A 17,417-nucleotide genomic window follows, 5' to 3' on the forward strand; every position below is an offset into this window, starting at 1 on the left:
TTGCCACAGCAATACGCACCAACGACGACAACTATGCTGCCCTTCCACGCTGGCAGCCAACGAGAGGAGACGCCCATGCCCTATTCCGCAGCCAGTAACCGTTACGAGTCCGTGAGCATCGCCCGTAGCGGCCGCAGCGGCCTACAGCTCCCCCGAATATCGCTTGGCCTGTGGAATAACTTCGGAGACGACCGCCCATTGGAGACACAACGCGCGATCCTACTTCGAGCGTTCGATCTCGGCGTTTTTCACTTCGACCTGGCCAACAACTATGGGCCGCCCGCCGGAAGCGCCGAATCGAATTTCGGCAGAATCGTCCACGAGGATCTGCGCCCCTACCGCGATGAGATCGTCATATCCACCAAGGCCGGCTACGACATGTGGCCTGGCCCATACGGTGAATGGGGATCGCGGAAGACAATGCGAGCATCTCTTGACCAGTCCCTGAAGCGCCTCCAGCTCGACTACGTCGATGTTTACTATTCCCACCGGCCTGACCCCAACACACCCATCGAAGAGACCATGGCCGCGTTGGCCAGCGCCGTGCATCAAGGGAAGGCACTGTACGTCGGGATCTCGAACTATTACACGGTGGCCGAAACAGAAGCAGCCGTCATGGCCCTGAAAGCCGAAGGTGTGCCGCTCAGCATTCATCAGCCTCGATACAACCTGTTCGACCGCGACATCGAAACAGGTCTACTTGCCGCGCTGGAGGACCTCGGCGTAGGGATCATCGCCTTCTCACCGCTGGCACAGGGACTTCTCACGGATCGCTACCTACAAGGCATACCCACGGGCTCCCGCGCAGCCAAGGGGCGATGGGTGACCGAGTCGGACATCACGGAAAGCTACCTCAAGCGCGCCCGAGCGTTGAAGGAGATCGCTACCTCCAGGAACCAATCGCTTGCTCAACTGGCCATCAGTTGGGTCCTTCGCCACGATGCCGTAACAAGTGCCCTCGTCGGCGCATCAAGTGTCCACCAGCTCGAGGACACCCTCCGCGCCCTCGATGCACCGCCCCTTTCCCCAGCCGACCTCGAAGTGATCGAGGCGCAGATGACGGCCGACCCCGAATAACGTCAGCCCCCCTGTATTCAGCCGCCTCTGCTGCCCATCGAGCCGCCTCCAAGCGGGGCGAGAGGAACTCATAGGGCACTCCGAGCCCGTCCTGCCCGACAAAAACCCCCCTGAAACCGCTGGCGGGAACCCCCATCCCGTCGCACGATTGCCGAGGCTCATGAATCCGATAGACCAACTTCGTCTTCCTAACGTGGACGCCGCGGCGTCTACCATCGCAACGGTCCTTGGTGAAGACGCGGCACGCGCCTTCGCCCGCACGATGCGCACCAACCTCTCTCGCGTCGCTCGGCCCCTGGACGACGGAACGGTCTTCGTTTTGACCGGCGACATTCCTGCCATGTGGCTCCGGGACTCCGCCGCTCAACTTCGTCCCTACCTTCTCCTCTGCGATGGCGACCGGGAACTGCAAGATGTCATCATTGCGGTGCTGCGACGACAACTCAGCTACCTCCTCACCGACCCGTACGCCAACTCCTTCACGGAAAGCGTCGAGTCGTGGCACAGCACCGATCGGACAGCCGCAGGGCCGTCGACCTGGGAGCGGAAATTCGAGTTGGATTCCCTCTGCTATCCGCTCGAATTAGCCCATCGCCTGTGGACAATCACCGGGCGAGACGACTTCTTCGACGCCGAATTCGAGCAGGCGTGCCAACTGATCATTGACGTCGCGGAAAAGGAAGAAGACCACGAGACCAAATCCGCCTACCGTTTTGTTCGGCCCCACGGCCCCACCACCGACACCTTGGTACGAGACGGAAAGGGGCGGCGCACGAAACCGATCGGACTCATCTGGAGCGCTTTCCGCCCCAGCGATGACGCCTGCGAGCTCGGTTTCAACATTCCGGGAAACATGTTTGCCGTCGTGGCGCTTCGTTACATGGCCGACATCCTGAACAGCTGCTACCAGAACACCGCACTCGCTCACAAGGCTGCAGGTGCCGCCGGCCGCATTGACGCGAGTCTTCACGATCACGCGCTGTTCGACCTGCCGACCGGAGAGCAAATCTTCGCCTACGAAGTCGACGGCTATGGCAAGGCGATTTTGATGGACGATGCGAACATGCCAAGTCTTTTGTCGGCCCCCCTGACCGGGTACCTGTCGGCGTCGGACCCGACCTACCTTGCCACTCGCTCGTTCGTTCTTTCCCTCGCTAACCCCTACTATTTCGACGGGAGCGCCGGCCTCGGTGTCGGCAGCGCCCACACCCCGCACGGCTATATCTGGCCAATAGCCATCGCCGTAGAAGGCCTCACCTCCCTCGATCGCCAAACCAAACTCGAAAAAATACAACTCCTACTCCGCACCACAGCAGGAACAGGACAGATGCACGAATCCTTCGACGCCGACTACCCCAGCGACTTCACCCGCGACTGGTTCTCGTGGGCTGACGCCATGTTCTGCGAACTCGTCCTCGACACCATCGGGATCCAGTTTCCCTCTCGAGCGAGTGCGGTACTAAAGAGACTCGTTTTGGGCGAAGTCGAACCGCGCAACGTCCTGGCCGCCGCGACCAAGAAGCAGGGTGGCGACTGGTTCGCGCCCGAGGAAGAAGCCTGACCCCATGAGTCTCACCGAAGACAGTATCCCTGACGATTTCATCGTCGGAACCGCGACGGCCGCATACCAGATCGAGGGCAGCACTAGGGATGGGGGCAGGGGACGAAGCATCTGGGACGATTTTGCCGCGACCCCAGGGGCCATCGTCGACGGGAGCACCGGAGATCCCGCGGACGAGCACTACGTTCGCTACCTCGACGACGTGGAGATCATGTCCAATCTGGGCCTGGACGCCTACCGTTTCTCGATCTCGTGGTCGCGCATCCAACCAGACGGGACCGGGCCGGCCAACCCGGCCGGCGTCGCGTTCTATCGCCGGTTGGCTGAAGCCCTCATCGCGAAAGGGATCACCCCGTATGCAACGCTCTACCACTGGGATCTGCCCTCCGCCCTCGAAGGGAATGGCGGCTGGCTGAATCTGGAAACCGCTGATCGATTCGCCGAGTACACACGGCTCGTCGTCGACAGCCTTGGGGACCTGATTACCCATTGGATCACACTCAACGAACCCTGGTGCTCAGCCTTCCTCGGCTACGCCTCCGGCGTGCACGCTCCTGGCAAGCAACTCGGCAGCACCGCTACCCATGCCATCCACCACCTCCTACTCGGCCACGGCCGCGCCGTCAACAATATTCGAGACAGCAGCCCCGACGCGACAGTGGGCATCGCCCTCAACCTTTATTCCGTCGAGGCCGCCAGCAACGCGAAGGACGACGTCGACGCTGCCCGACGGATCGACGGTCTGCACAACCGGCTGCTTCTGGACCCCCTCCTTGCCGGCCGCTACCCCGCCGACGTCCTCCACGACCTGGGCGAAGAAACCTGGTTCGCCGCCAACCCCTTGACCGACGCCGACGAAATCGCCGTCCCAATCGATTTCCTCGGTATCAACTACTACAGCCGCCACACGACGACGACAGGCGCCCCCATGGAAACCGGCGCGAGCTCCTATCCGGCAGCGAATTCGTCACCATGGTGGATACGGGAGCCCCCAAAACGATCATGGGCTGGGAGATCCACCCAGACGGTCTTATCGACGTCCTCCGCATGGCCAACTCGCGGCAGCCCGACCTTCCTCTCTACATCACGGAGAATGGCGCCGCTTACGACGACACGCTCCTCGACAACGGCGACATCCCCGACGAGGAACGCCGCGACTACCTCGATAAACACCTCACCGCATGCGTGGAAGCCGTATCCCTCGGCCTCCCCCTGAAAGGGTATTTCCTGTGGAGCCTGATGGATAACTTCGAGTGGTCCTGGGGCTACACGAAACGCTTCGGCATCGTCCACGTCAATTACGACACCCAAGATCGAACAATCAAGCGAAGCGGCCATTGGCTAGCGGCCATCCTTAAGGGCCGCCAATAGATCCACGCCAGTTGCACCGGAGCTACGTGCGACACCGACCGCGTCAGTCCTTCGCCCAGATCAGGACGTCCCTCGGCCGCATCACACGTTCCGCGTACCTGTGACGCGAACTCAAGGTTCCTGAACCTACACGAGCAGAAGGAACGAAGATGTTGAAGCGAACAGTACTCGACCACGGACCGGTGGCCACTCGCCGCCAACTCAATACGGGATGGCTGTTCGGAGGCGCCGTCTCTCGGGCTCTGCCTCTCGACTGGGATGACGCTCCCTTGGCGGCTGACCTCGCGGATCCTGCCCTCGACGACAGCGGCTACGAAGAGGTCACCTTGCCCCACGCGGTGGCTCCGCTCTCGTGGCGCCAATGGGATCCGGCGACCTGGGAACACGTGTGGAGTTACCGGCGTCACTTCGATGCACCCGTGGCCCCCGCGGACCGATCCTTCGTTGACTTCGAGGCAGTCAACGTCGCAGCCACCGTGACCCTGAACGGTCACCGCCTCGGCCGACATTTCGGCGGCTACCTTCCCTTCTCATTCGAAGTCACCGAGCATCTCCGGGCCGGCGACAACGTCCTCGCCGTCCTCGTTGACGCCAGATTCAACCTCAACGTACCGCCGAACCTCCCCGCCCCGGCCCGCAGCGAAGACATCGACTTCTGGCAGCCCGGCGGGATCCACGGCACCGTGACCCTCCGAGCGGTTCCAGGCACCTTCGTCTCGGACGTGTCGGCCGTGCCGCGTGACGTCCTGGACCCTGATCGGCGGCGCGTCGAGATCACGGCGTTCGTCGATGCCCGAGATCACGTCGACTCCAGGATCCTGACGGAGCTCGTGGGCCCGGATGGCGCGACCGTCGCGAGCGCCGACGTCACCGCGACGCTGTCACCGGGCGTGAACGAAGTGCCGCTGAGCATCAACGACGTCGGATCGGTGGCCCTGTGGGACGTCGAATCGCCGACGCTCTACCGCGCGATCACCTCGGTGTGCCCCGACGGCGGCGAGCCGCACGCGCACCGCACCAGGATCGGATTCCGCGAGGCGCGATTCGAGCGGGACGGCTTCTTCCTCAACGGAAGACGGCTCTACCTGTTCGGGGCCAATCGGCACCAGCACTTCCCGTTCGCCGGATTCGCCATGCCGTCGAGGGTGCAGCGGAAAGACGCCGAGTTGCTCCGCGACACCCTCAACTGCGTGATGGTGCGCTGTTCGCACTACCCCCAATCCTCGGCGTTCCTCGACGCCTGCGACGAACTGGGACTGCTCGTCTGGGAGGAGCCGCCGGGCTGGCAGTACGTCGGCGACGCCGAATGGCGACAGCGGGCGAAAGACGACATCGCCGCGATGATCGTCCGCGACCGGAACCGGCCCTCCGTCATCGTCTGGGCCGCGCGTCTGAACGAAACCTACGACCATCCCGACTTCTACGCCGAAACGGAAGCCCTCGTCAGGTCCCTCGACGACTCCCGCGCAACAAGCGGGACCACCCATGGGCAGTATCACGACACCCCGGACTACCAACACGAGGTCTTCGCCTACGACGACTATTCGATCCACGACCTGCCGAACGGCGATCATTGCCCAACGCTTTTGCCGCCGAGAGACGACTTCCCGTATCTCATCGGCGAGACAGTGACGTCCTGGAGCAGCCCGACTCGGCTCTATCGACGGGCCCAGCGTCCCGAGGTTCAGCAGCACCAGGCCATGGACTACGCGCACGTCCACAACAAAGCACGCTCGGACGCCCGCTATAGCGGAGTTCTGGCATGGTCAGCCATCGACTACCACGCCGGTCACGTCGTGAACCATCGTGGCGTGAAAACATCGGGACTCCTCGACACCTTCCGCGTTCCAAAGCCGGGGGCCGCGATGTACCGGGCACAGGTCGATCCGTCGCGGAGGGTCGTCCTCGAACCGGCATTCACATGGGATCCACCCGTGGACGGTCAGACGAGGCCTGGCCTCGACAATCGCACTCCAGAGGCCGACTGGGGCCCCGGCGAGAACGCCGTCGTCTTCTCCAATTGCGACCGCCTCGAGGTCACCCTCGGAGGTCGGCATCACGCTACCGTCTTCCCGGACACCACCGCCTTCCCTCACCTGGTGACGGCTCCGTCGTTCGTCGATCTGCGTCTCCCCCACCGGAACACTGCCGATCTCGTCCTCGACGGGTACATCGGCGCTCGACTCGCGATCTCCCGACGCTTCTCCGGCCGTCGTGACCACGACGTCCTGAGCGTCGTGGCCGATGACGCCAGAATCACAGCGGATGCGGTGGACACCACCCGCGTCGAGCTGTCGATCCGCGACGAGTTCGGTGAAGCTCGCGGCCGCTCCGAGGCCCGGATCACTCTTGAGGTCGACGGGCCGGGCGTTCTCGTCGGAGAGCCCTTCTTCGACTTCGCGGAAACCGGCGCCGTCGGGGCAGTCTGGATCAGGAGCCGTGGATACAACGAGTCGGGGCTCGTGACCCTGCGAGCGAGCCATCAGCACTTCGGCAGCGTCGCCCTACAGATCAATGCGGTCGCACCCTGACCACGGCCAAGCGGAAGCTGCCACATGAGCGGAGCCGGGTTTTCGATCGAAGCGGGCGCTTCCAGTACTCAACCCTGAACGACAAGATATCAAAGGCTCTTCTGGTGACGCCTCCGCAGGGTGATTTCTTGATCGATGCCGGGTTCGGGAAGCATGTCGCCGAGCATGTGAAAATGCTTCCGGTGTTCGCCCGCGCCCCTACGCGGCGACCGCGACGGTGCACCGCGCACGGTGCACCAGCAGCTTGTGAATGCCGGGTACGACTTCGACCGGTTGCGGGGGGTGAGCCTCACGCATTCGCACTGGGACCACAGCAGCGGCCTGGACTCGCTCGACGCGCCCATCTGGTTGAGCAAGGGCGGGCGGGAGTACGCGGCGACCGACGGCGACGGGAAAGTGTTCCGCACCGTATCGCCCGGGCACGAGATCCACGAGTACACCTTCGAGGGCCCGTCCTATCTTGGTTTCACGTCAAGCGTCGACGTGTACGGGGACGGGTCGTTGGTCATCGCCTTGGCAGGTGGGCACACGACCGGGTCCGTGGTGGTGTTCGTCACGGTGCCGTCGGGGAAACGCTATGCGTTCATGGGGTCTGATCCTTCTATGGTTCGTTGTCAACCCATGAGGCTGTTGAGTTGCCGGAAGATTTGACGAGCGACATAGCGTTTGAGGCAGCGTCGGATCTCTCGTCGGGATTTACCCTCTGCCGTCCGCCTATCGACGTAGGCCCGAGTTCCAGCATCGGAGACCATGCGGGTGCGGGCGATAATATCCATCGCCCGGTTCAGTTGACGGTCGCCGCGGCGGCTGAGACGGTGCCGGACGACGTTGCCGCTGGAGGCCTGGAGTGGGGCGACGCCGGCGAGACTGGCGAAGGCGGCTTCGGATCGGATGCGCCCTCGATGCGAATAGGCCGCGAGGATGATGGCCCCGGTGACCGGCCCGACGCCTTTGATGTTCAGAAACCCGGGCGCGAGTTCCTGGACGTGATGGGCCAGAGCAGCATGATTCTGATCGAGTTGCCTTGTTGCGGCGAGAATACTGGTGGCGAGTCGTTTCGCTTCCGATCGGATTGTTCCGATGACGGAGTCGTCCGTGCAGCGCTCACGCCACCCACCCACGGTCTGCACCTGCGACACGGTCAGCGGGCGGCGTGCGTCGACGCCGAGGCTGAAACTGCGAAGGAGCGCGGTAAGCATGTTGTTGTCGGCGGTTCGACGGCTGTCCAACGCCTGACGAGCGACGAGGAGGACTCGCAGTGCTGACCGGATGCCCTCGGCTCGTGGGGTGCTGAGTTCGCTCAGGGGCGAGGCAATAGCGGTCCGCGCGGCCGCGATCGCGTCGATCTCGTCAGATTTTCCGTGCGCGGACCGGGTAGCACGTCGTGGTGGCTTCACCTCCCGAACCTCAATGCCCTCGGCCTGGAGAGCGCGGGTGAGGGTTGCACCATAGGAGCCGGTTCCCTCGATGGCGACGAGCATTGATTCTGGAGCGCGTCGATTTATCCAGCTCCTCGCCCGGGCGAGCCCGGCAGGGCTAGTGGGGAATACTGCCGTGCCAAGGATCTCTCCGGTACGAGCCTCGACAGCGGCGTACGTGTGGGTCCTGGCGTGGGTGTCCACACCGATCACATGTGTGAATTCGTCTGCCACGATAGTCACCGTGGTCCATCCTTCCTCGAAGTGGTCTCTCTCAGCCATGACCTGGGAAAATGCTACGAGGCGTGTCTCTAACGAGCCACAAGTCCGCTGACGCGGAACTTGGGCAACCTTCTATCAAGCCATCGGAACGGGCCAGGTCGATGCAGGTCCCGCCGGACGGACAGATCAGACCAAAGGCACCGTCGTGAAACGAGCCAGACCAGTAGAGAGTCACATCCGGCAGAACCGTGCACCAGCCTGCCAGCCAATCCCAGACCGGCCACAACCATTAGAGACCAGTACCGGAACGGTAGTTGGCGTTAGAGGCCGATGTGGTGGGTGAATTCGAGGCACGACGAGCAGACGTGCGTTCAGAACTCGTCTCAAGACTTTCACCACCTCGCTCGGGAGTCGAGAAAGGTTGGAAACTCATCGGTTCCGGCGAGTCGTGCATGTGCGTGTTCGTTGCGGAAATCATGGCTTTTGGACCCTCAGCAGGCCGCATCCGCGGGTAGTTTGAGGCTTAGCGCCAATGGCCGTTCCGCTACTGGCCAGACCCCTTACGGGCCGCTCAGGCGACGGAACTGCTTTGCCCGATTTGGACCGAGGTAGGCGTCCGGGGAAGGGGGGTCAGGATCAAGTCCTAAACAAGTGGGTCCAAGTAATACTTGCAAGTCACTTGGAGTATCGGTAGTCTCGGGACATAACCGCCTCAGACCTCGACCCTCCAGGAGCACCAGAGTGCCTAATTACATCAACATGAACGTCCGCGAGGACCTCGTAGACGACGTCACGAAGTTCATCGCGACACGACTGGTCGCCCTCGAAAGTGGCCCTTCCGACGACTCGAGCCTGTCCAAGAATCCGGCGAACGAGATCGAGGCGCGGGAGTGGACCGTACCTGAGCTTCGGATGCTGAAGGACGGGGCGACGAAGGCTAAGTCGATCGGCCTTTTCAACCAGGTCCTCGACATTCTCGCCAGGGAGTATCCCCGTCCGGTGTCTACAGCTGAGATTGGCGACGAACTCCGAATTGAGGGTGTCCGCATTCAGAATTCGTTCGGTCGTGCCACGGTGTGGATCCGCAATCGAACAGACGGTGACAAGCGTTGGCCTATCTACTGGGCCGGCCGCGACTGGACGCTTAGCGCAGGAAACGCCGAACGATGGAGGTCGCTCGGCTAGGACATTGGCGCGCCCTCCCATCCAGGGCGCATCTCATCGCGACGGGCCACACCTGTGTCGCGGTGGCTTACAGCTCGGAGCGACGCGTAACGACGACACCATTCGAATCGCTCTAGAGTCTGAGGACCGCTTGTGCGACGGATGCGTGCGAAGGTCTAGCTGGATGGCTGCGGCCACCCTCACCATTCAGCCGCTGCTACCCTCGCGACTACTTGACACCACGGGGGGGAAGCATGGCGAGAAGCAACCTGGGCGCCTATCAGACGATGGTCGAGCTGGCGAAGGCGGCCAACGGGCCCGTCCGACTCGGCTTGTACGTAGCTGCTGGCGGGACGCTTATCGGCGGAGTCATTGGCGCAGCTGCCGGGCCGGCGATGAAAAAGGGTGCCACTAGGGCGTTCGTCGCCGCCAAGGAGAGGATGAGGCCGGCGTCGATCGTCGTCCCGCCGACTTTCACGATCGCGACAGGCGCGGACGGGGGCAACAAGCTCCGGCTACATGCTGGCGACAAGTTTCACGTCTTATCCGAGGTCGAGGGCGGCGCCCTTATTGAAGTCGTTGGAAACAAGAAGAATCCGTGGCTGGTGTCGAGTGAACTACTCACAACGGTTTCCGACTTCATCGTCGGTGAAAGGTAGAAGGGGACATGGGGCTGTTCAAATCAGCCGAGGAGAAGGCTGCGTCCGAGAAACAGAAAGCTAAGGCCAAGGCTGAGGCGGCCGAACGCAAAGCTCAGGATCGTTACCTCCGTTCCCCAATCGGTAAGGCGACGAGCGCACGTGAACGCGGTGACAGCCTGTTGGAAGTCGTTCTCAAGGTTGAGGATGACGGCGGCAGGACATTGTCCGATATCGAAGCTGTCGGCTGGCAACTCGACCGTGCGGGTTACGCCTACGACGTGAGCGTGAGTTCGTTGGGCAACAGTGACGACCAAGTTTCGAGCGTGTACTCCCAGAGCATCCTCACCGGGGTCTACCTCTTCCGGCGGACCTAGCTGGGCCCTGGCTATTGAGCGAGACATGCTTGGGTCGCAGGATCGCATGTGTTTCGAAACCCTAGGGTTACGAGGCGTCTCGTCGGACGGGAAAGCTGGCGCGATAAATTGCTGCAATTCTGCGCAGCGCCGATTCTTATAACTATGTGTCGGAACTATGTGCTTGCATTCAGGTACTCACTGTTAGTTACGAGACACCTGGAGCGTTGTGACGAAGCTGATCGGTTACGCGCGCGTATCGACTGGGCCGCAGTCGACGGATCGGCAAGAAACTGATCTGCTTGCCGCCGGAGTGCGGCGCGATGATCTCTACCTCGACCAGGGTGTCTCTGGCGCTCGTGCTTCACGCCCGCAGTTCGATCGAGCACTCGCCGCGCTCGAGGCGGGGGACACTCTGGTGATCACGACACTGGATCGACTCGGGCGATCGACGCAGAACATGCTCGACTTCGCGCAGGGACTCCGCGACCGTGGTGCCGGCTTACGTGTGCTGAACCTCGGCGGCGGCGACGTCGACACCTCGACGCCGATGGGATCGATGCTCTTCACAATCATGGCGGCTCTCGCGCAGATGGAGCACGACATCAAGCGGGAGCGGATCGTCGACTCTGTCAGCAAGCGCCGCGACGCAGGAAAAGACCTCGGCGGACGCCCTCGACGCGTCACAGACAGCCAGATCCGAAGTGCCCTTCGCCTTGTCGAGGGTGGCGACCCCGCCGCACAGGTTGCCCGGGATCTTGGAATGTCCCGAGCGACCTTCTACAGAAGGTCGCGAGCCCTCACCGATGAGCGCAGCCCTATCGACACAGAGCGATCACAGAACACCGCCATTTAGTGGCGCGATCCGCAGCTGGACCGTACCGATAACGGTCGACAGGGAGTGGATCTGTTCAAAACTCGTTGCCGAAATCAAAACTGCCGAAAGCTAGAGACTGTGGTTTTTGGGCAAATCTCGATAGAATTGGCGTATGTCATCCATCGAGGCCGCGAAGAAGGTCCGCATCCAGGACGTGAAGCCCTACGACGCGCCTGCCGGCCTCGACGAGCTGCACGGGCCGCGCAGCGGGCACGTGGGACTTCCGCCGTGGGTCTACTGGGGACCGAACCCAACCTTCGACGTCGAGTCGGCCGACATTGTGACCGCCTACCAGGCGACGATCCAGGAAGGTCGCACGGTCGACCAGGTGCAGATCCTCAACCGGGAACTTCTGATCGCGATATGGCCGGCGCTGACGATGCCGACGCGAGTCCGTGAATTGTGGGAGGGACGTTTCCCTGAGCTGACGGCCGCCGCGTGAGCACGGACGAGGAGCTGCAACGCGACGTCACCCGCGCCGCTCTCCGAGCGCTCGACGGGACTCCGTTCGCTCTCGCGGGCTCCGGCGCTATCCGAGAGCACGGCATCATCGACCGACCGACTCAGGACATAGACCTGTTCACGTCCGACCTCGACGCCTCGCACTTCGATACCGCCGTTGGTTCGGTCGTCGACGAGCTGCGCTCCACCGGCCACATGGTCGACGAGCTGCGCCGCGCCGAGCAGTTCGCTCGGCTTCACGTCACGACCGCCGAGGGCCGGTTCGTCGAAATCGACATGGGCGTGGACTCCCGCGAAGGGGATCCCGTCACGCTGTCTGTCGGTCCCGTACTCAGCCTTGACGATGCCGTGGGGAACAAGGTCAGTGCGCTCTACAGCCGGGCAGAGGCCCGCGACTATCTCGACGTTGATTCCATCCGAGCATCCGGCAAATTCACCGACGCTGAGCTGATCGCCGCTGCGCGCGATCGCGACTTGGGTTTCGAGGTACCGATGTTCACCACACAGCTCGACGGAGCGCAAAGACTCCGCCCCGAACAGGTCGCACGCTACGGCGTGGAGCCCGCACAGCTCGACGCGATCAAGGAACGTTTCGGCACGTGGGCGGCCGAGCTACGCGCGCCCGCCACCACGGCCGAACAGCCGGGGGCTGCCCAGCAGCTTGACCCGGAATTGCAACGCATGGTCGACCTCAACAAGCTCGACTACCCGACGAGCGCGACGGAGATCCGCCCGCCGTCGACGGACCGAACCGAAGGCCGCGGCTACCGGCCGCCGACCGGGCAGGACCGCAGCAACGACCACGGCTACGGGAGGTAGCGACCGATGAGCATCGTCGGATACACACGAGTGTCGACACAGGATCAGAACCTGCACTCGCAGATCGACGCCCTAACCGCGGCCGGCGCCGAGCACATCTACTCGGACAAGATCACCGGGAAGAACGCAGCACGGCCAGGGCTCACCGAGTGCATGAAGTTTCTGCGCCGCGGTGACACGTTGTTGGTGTACTCGACGGATCGTCTCGGCCGGTCGATGACCGACGTTGTGACGATCGTTGCCGAGCTGGGGGAGCGGGGCGTGGAGTTCAAGTCCCTTACCGAACCGTTCGACACCACCACCGCGGGCGGGGAGTTGTTCTTCCACATCTGTGCCGCGTTCGCCCAGATGAATGGTCGCATCATTTCCGAGCGCACCCGCGCCGGCCTGGCCTCGGCAAAAGCTCGTGGCCGGCTCGGCGGCCGGCCTACCGTGATGACCCCGGAACGGATCGCGATCGCTCGTCGCATGCGCGCCGAAAAAGACACCTGGGAGACGATCGCGGGAGCGTTGCAGGTCGGCGTCTCTAGCGTGCGTCGTGCCCTGGCGGAGGAGCCCGACCTAGAGGCCGCGGCTCCTGATCGCTCACCCGCTCTCTCGCGCTGAGAAGGTCCCGTGTTCCGCAACCGCCCCGTGACTACGGCAGGTAGCCGAAGAGTTCCCGCAGCTGCGCTTCGTTCCTTTCGGCTCGCTCGTAGTCGCCGCGTCGACGGCACAGTTCCGCGTAGGAGACGTGCTCCTTCTCGCGGGGTGCCGGCCGCCGGCACATCTCGGCGTAGTAGCGGTCGGCGTCGCGGTTCGCCTGGTCGAGCTGTGCTTGCAGGGATGCCTGCCCGAGGGCGTAGCCGGTGAGGAATCCGACGTCGTAGACGCGCCACTCCCGCGAGCTGAATTCGTGCAGCTCGACATCCTCGTAGGTGTCGATCGCGGGCGTCGACGGCAACGCGAGGAGGGTTATGGCTCGTCGGTTCGGGTGAGGGTGTCGACGAAGATTGCGCAGCCGTCTGAAGCGCCCCGGGTTTGATGCCGCATTCTTTTGAGTTGAAAGGATGAGCACATGCCCAAGAAGATTGATTCCGAGGTGAAGGCGCGCGCGGTGCGTCTGGTCGCGGACCACCTCGGTGAGTACCCCTCGATGACCGCCGCGTCGGCCGCGGTCGGGAAACAGATCGGTGTCGGCCGGGAGACGGTCCGCCGGTGGGTCCTGCAAGCGCAAATCGATGACGGCACGCGGGGTGGTGTCACCTCGGACGAGCTGGCGGAGATCAAAAAGCTCAAGGCCGAGAATCGTCGCCTGCGAGAAGACGTCGACATCCTCCGGGCGGCGACGGCTTTCTTCGTGGGGGAACTCGACCCCCGCAACCGGTGATGCTGGGGTTCATCGACACGATGAGATCCGAAGGTCACGCGGTCGAGTCGATCTGCAGGGTTCTGCGTGAGCAGGGCTACCAGATCGCCGCACGAACCTACCGGTCCTGGCGCAGCGCCCGCCCGTCCCGACGAACCATCACCGATGCGCAGGTCCTCGACACCGTCCGGGACGCGGTCTGGACCACCGATGTCCACGGGCGCCGGACGATGACCCCGGAGGGTCTTTATGGCAGGAGGAAGATGACGGCGCTTTTGCGCCGACAGGTCCCGGGGAACGTCAGCGCGGGAGCGGTGGACCGGGCCATGAGAGACCTCGGGCTCTCCGGTGTCCGCCGGGACAAAACGATCCGGACCACGATCCCCGCCAAAGACGGCAAACGGGCCGGCGACCTGCTGAACCGGGACTTCACCGCCAAGGCCCCGAACCGGGTCTGGGTCACCGACTTCACCTACTGCCGCACGTGGTCGGGATGGGTGTATGTCTCGTTCATCGTCGACGTGTTCGCGCAACGGATCCTTGCCTGGCATGCGGCCACGAACAAAGAAACCGATCTCGTCATGATCCCGCTGCGGATGGCGTTATGGCTCCGCGGGAGAGAAGGACACCCCACCACCGACGGGAAACTGATACATCACTCGGATGCAGGGTCGCAATACACGTCGATTCGGCTGACCGATCATTTGGCCCTCGAGGGCATCCTGCCCTCGATCGGATCCGTCGGCGACGCGTACGACAACGCCCTCATGGAGAGCATCAACGGCCTCTACAAGGCGGAGTGCATCCGCACGACCGTGTTCCACAACGGGCCCTACCGCAGCATCGCTGACGTCGAGTTCGCGACCGCGGCCTGGGTTGATTGGTACAACAACCGGCGCCTGCACAGCTCCCGCGGTAACGTGCCACCCGTGGAGTTCGAACAAGCCCACTACGCGACCCTCAACCGAGAGCCGCAACCCGCATAGAAGCGGCAGAAAACCCAGGGCGCTTCAGGATGCGGACGTGGCGCGTCCATGTCGTCTGCCGGATAACGGTCTCGTTGGCCGTTCGGAGTGACGTGCGCTCATGCTCTCTGATCTCGGCGGCGCTTGGGGCCGTGTGGAGCAATCCCCTGAGGCCTCGACGTGATTTCGCGAGGAGTGGCGCTGTCAAGATCGGGTCTGTGACGGTGCCTCCAAAGAGAACAGAAAGGCTCTCGTTGGGGGACCGCTGGAGCGATCTGGTGATGTCAGGGGTGACAGGAAGGGTTCTTTCAGGGTGATTTGAGGCGGCCTTGTTGGTCGTCACGTCTTCGTGGTTGGGTGGCGTGCGACGTGGCGTTGGGGATTCGGCCTCATCGTCGGTGTTGGTCTCGCTGTAGTCGCTGGCGCGACTGGCGGCAGAGAAGGCGAGGGGTGCGGCTGCACGGTCGTTGTTCATCGTCAGCTCTTTCTTGATGGCTCGTTGAGGTGTGGTTGGGAACGGGAGCTCGTTGACGCGCGACGAATAGCGCCCACGTTGGGCGTTATCTCGCAGGTCCCGGTGTTAGAGCGGCGTGGGCTCGTGAGTCGTTAGGGGTGTGGGCGACGCCGTAGTTGGTGGCTTAGTAGGCGACGGCATGGAATCCGCCGTCGGCGTGGATGACTTCCCCGGTGGTGGCGGGGAGCCAGTCGGAGAGGAGAGCGATAAGGGTCTTGGCAACGGGTTCACTATCGGAGCGGTCCCAGGTCAGCGGGGCGCGCGATTCCCACATCCCATTGATGGTGTCGATGCCGTCGATGGCTTTCATCGTGTACGAATCGATTGGTCCCGCGGCGACGAGGTTGCAGCGAATGTTCCGGGGCGCAAGATGCAAGGCGAGGTATTGATTCACGGATTCGTAGGCGGCTTTGGCGACACCAGCCCACCCGTAAACGGGCCAGGCGACGGACGCGTCAAGGGTGCACCCGACAACACTGGCGCCAGGGGCAAGGAAGGCATCGCAGCCGTGCACGAGAGATTGGAACGAGTAGGCCGACACTCGGAATGAGTGCGAGACGTCATCCCATGTGGCGGTGGGGAAGTGTTCGCCGACCACTGTGGGGTAGCTGGCTGAGATGCAGTGGACCACACCGTCCAGACGGTCACAGAGGGGTGTCAGCTGGTCGTGGAGGGCTTCGACGTCGTCTTGTTCCGTGGCATCGAATTCGACCACCGGGGCGGTGACGGGGAGGCGCTTGGCGACGGCTTCTGTGAGGCGTCGGCGCCGTCCGAAGCCGGTGAGGATCACGTTCGCGCCCTGCTCTTGCGCGATCGCAGCGGTAGTGAATGCGATCGAGGACTCATTGAATACGCCGGCAACGAGGATGGTTTTACCGTCGAGGATCCCCATCAGGCTTCCTCGACGGCAGCGATGAGGTAGCGGCTGGGCGTGACGTCCCGGTCGACACGGGAGAAACGGATCCGAACGGCTTTGAAGTCGTCCGCTCGAGTTTTCAGGGTCGTGATCAGGGGATCAAAGCTCGCAGGGTCGCCTTGTCGGGCGGCGAGGATGACGGCTTCCGCGTTGGGACGTTCTGTAGTGGGGGAGAGGGTGGCAAGGTCGCCTTCGAAATCGGGGTGGAATCCGAGGCGTGCCCAACTGGGGGAGGTCATGAAGACATACGACTGGATGCAGTCGATGGCGACGAACGCCGTTTCGGAGGCGAGTTCGAAGTAGGCGCGGGTGAAGTCGGCAACGTTGACCACGTTCAGGCCCGAGGTGATGACCCGGGTGGGGGAGGGAACCTCGCGGGTGAATCCGTACGCGTGGAAGACGCCGGGGGAGCCGGGGACGGGAACAGAGGTACCCGTGAGGGCGAGCTGTTTTCGGCCAGGGTTGTCGGTGCCGAGCCGTGTAATCGCGCCGAAGCTCAGCAGCTGGTGGATGCCATTGGCCGCGGACAGCCCGGCGTCGACAACGGTTTTCACTTGAGCACGGTCCTCGTGGGGAAGAAGTTTCGTCAACCAGTCTCCGACGGGCCCTTTCGTGCTGGATACAGCACCAGGATCGTATTCGTGTAAGGCGTACAGGTTTTTGTCCCAGAGCGATGAGAGCTCACCGACGTTGTTCCCGGACCGGTCAACGGTCCACTGCCAGGCACCAATGAGCGGTTCCGGCGGGTACGGAGTCCCGGTAGGGCCATAGATGCCATATGCACCAATGATTTCGGTTCCATCTGGCGTGACGATCGGCTTGGCGGTCACACTCCACTGTGTGGTGCCGTGCTCGACAACGACGTCGATGGTCCGCTTGTTGTCCATGGCGGCAACTAGGGCGGGGAGGAGAACTCGCCGACCCGTTTCCGTGAGGGTCTTCCTGGGGCTCTTCCCATTGACGGGAACATTTCCCACCGACAAAAGCGTCGTGACGTCGTTGAAGCGGTCAAGGACCACCCATTGTGCCTCGTCGAGAATGGGTTCTTCGCTCATGGTGTGCACCTCAGGTGATGACCCACCAAGAAGAAGGCGCACGGCTGAACAGCCGGCGTGATCGCACGGTAGGTGTCCAGCCAGGACAGCTATCCAGCCGCCAAGCTTACGAAGCCGGTCCGG

The 17,417-nt window shown here is 63.0% G+C and carries 16 protein-coding genes and 1 pseudogene; 13 read left to right on the forward strand and 4 right to left on the reverse strand.

What is annotated here, in order from left to right; genetic code table 11:
* Positions 1-75 precede the first annotated feature (75 nt).
* The 5 genes and pseudogenes from AX769_RS20765 (at position 76) to AX769_RS20785 (ending at position 7,191) form a co-directional block, all read left to right on the forward strand.
* A complete protein-coding gene (locus tag AX769_RS20765) occupies positions 76-1,077 on the forward strand; it encodes an aldo/keto reductase (protein WP_066284456.1) in 1,002 nt (333 codons plus the stop codon).
* A 193-nt stretch (positions 1,078-1,270) separates the two neighbouring features.
* The gene (locus AX769_RS20770; protein WP_157887839.1) at positions 1,271-2,638 is read left to right on the forward strand and encodes a glycoside hydrolase family 125 protein; all 1,368 of its coding nucleotides are present in this window, start codon (positions 1,271-1,273) and stop codon (positions 2,636-2,638) included.
* 4 nt (positions 2,639-2,642) lie between these two features.
* A pseudogene (locus tag AX769_RS20775) lies at positions 2,643-4,009 on the forward strand (GH1 family beta-glucosidase).
* A 269-nt stretch (positions 4,010-4,278) separates the two neighbouring features.
* Entirely contained in the window at positions 4,279-6,540 is a 2,262-nt protein-coding gene (locus tag AX769_RS20780) for a glycoside hydrolase family 2 (RefSeq protein WP_066284160.1), read from the forward strand.
* 231 nt (positions 6,541-6,771) lie between these two features.
* On the forward strand, positions 6,772-7,191 hold the full coding sequence (locus AX769_RS20785) for an MBL fold metallo-hydrolase (RefSeq protein ID WP_066284167.1): 420 nt from the start codon (positions 6,772-6,774) through the stop codon (positions 7,189-7,191).
* On the opposite strand, the gene AX769_RS23350 is transcribed toward AX769_RS20785, so the two are convergent.
* Positions 7,155-8,201 (reverse strand): IS110 family transposase, encoded by a 1,047-nt coding sequence (locus tag AX769_RS23350; RefSeq protein ID WP_066284059.1) that lies wholly within the window; start codon positions 8,199-8,201, stop codon positions 7,155-7,157. The genes AX769_RS20785 and AX769_RS23350 overlap by 37 nt on opposite strands.
* Before the next feature lie 720 nt (positions 8,202-8,921).
* Here AX769_RS23350 and AX769_RS20795 point away from each other — a divergent pair.
* The 7 genes from AX769_RS20795 (at position 8,922) to AX769_RS20825 (ending at position 13,102) form a co-directional block, all read left to right on the forward strand.
* Positions 8,922-9,365, forward strand: coding sequence for a hypothetical protein (locus AX769_RS20795; RefSeq protein ID WP_157887840.1), 444 nt, complete (start codon positions 8,922-8,924; stop codon positions 9,363-9,365).
* A 233-nt stretch (positions 9,366-9,598) separates the two neighbouring features.
* A complete protein-coding gene (locus tag AX769_RS20800; RefSeq protein ID WP_066284173.1) occupies positions 9,599-10,003 on the forward strand; it encodes a hypothetical protein in 405 nt (134 codons plus the stop codon).
* Between the two features lie 8 nt (positions 10,004-10,011).
* Positions 10,012-10,359 carry a hypothetical protein gene (locus tag AX769_RS20805; protein ID WP_066284174.1) on the forward strand — a complete coding sequence of 116 codons (348 nt, stop codon included), beginning with the start codon at positions 10,012-10,014 and terminating at the stop codon, positions 10,357-10,359.
* Between the two features lie 208 nt (positions 10,360-10,567).
* A complete protein-coding gene (locus AX769_RS20810) occupies positions 10,568-11,194 on the forward strand; it encodes a recombinase family protein (protein WP_066284177.1) in 627 nt (208 codons plus the stop codon).
* 133 nt (positions 11,195-11,327) lie between these two features.
* Positions 11,328-11,657 (forward strand): hypothetical protein, encoded by a 330-nt coding sequence (locus AX769_RS20815; protein WP_066284180.1) that lies wholly within the window; start codon positions 11,328-11,330, stop codon positions 11,655-11,657.
* Positions 11,654-12,496, forward strand: coding sequence for a nucleotidyl transferase AbiEii/AbiGii toxin family protein (locus tag AX769_RS20820; RefSeq protein ID WP_239452095.1), 843 nt, complete (start codon positions 11,654-11,656; stop codon positions 12,494-12,496). Before AX769_RS20815 ends, AX769_RS20820 begins: the two co-directional genes overlap by 4 nt.
* A 6-nt stretch (positions 12,497-12,502) precedes the next feature.
* Positions 12,503-13,102 (forward strand): recombinase family protein, encoded by a 600-nt coding sequence (locus AX769_RS20825; protein ID WP_066284185.1) that lies wholly within the window; start codon positions 12,503-12,505, stop codon positions 13,100-13,102.
* A 31-nt stretch (positions 13,103-13,133) separates the two neighbouring features.
* Here the strand turns inward: AX769_RS20825 and AX769_RS20830 are convergent, their stop codons facing one another.
* Entirely contained in the window at positions 13,134-13,439 is a 306-nt protein-coding gene (locus tag AX769_RS20830; protein WP_066284186.1) for a hypothetical protein, read from the reverse strand.
* Between the two features lie 114 nt (positions 13,440-13,553).
* On the opposite strand from AX769_RS20830, the gene AX769_RS20840 reads away from it, so the two are divergent.
* Positions 13,554-14,830 (forward strand): IS3 family transposase gene (locus AX769_RS20840; protein WP_157887841.1). Its coding sequence is split into 2 segments (ribosomal slippage): positions 13,554-13,827 and positions 13,827-14,830, totalling 1,278 coding nucleotides; the frame shifts between segments, so codons are not numbered across the junction.
* Positions 14,831-15,447: 617 nt separating this feature from the next.
* Here the strand turns inward: AX769_RS20840 and fabI are convergent.
* The gene (gene fabI / locus AX769_RS20845) at positions 15,448-16,218 is read right to left on the reverse strand and encodes an enoyl-ACP reductase FabI (RefSeq protein WP_204249413.1); all 771 of its coding nucleotides are present in this window, start codon (positions 16,216-16,218) and stop codon (positions 15,448-15,450) included.
* On the reverse strand, positions 16,215-17,294 hold the full coding sequence (locus AX769_RS20850; RefSeq protein ID WP_157887842.1) for a hypothetical protein: 1,080 nt from the start codon (positions 17,292-17,294) through the stop codon (positions 16,215-16,217). Before AX769_RS20850 ends, fabI begins: the two co-directional genes overlap by 4 nt.
* Positions 17,295-17,417 lie beyond the last annotated feature (123 nt).

Source organism: Frondihabitans sp. PAMC 28766 (genome assembly GCF_001577365.1).
Lineage (GTDB): Bacteria > Actinomycetota > Actinomycetes > Actinomycetales > Microbacteriaceae > Frondihabitans.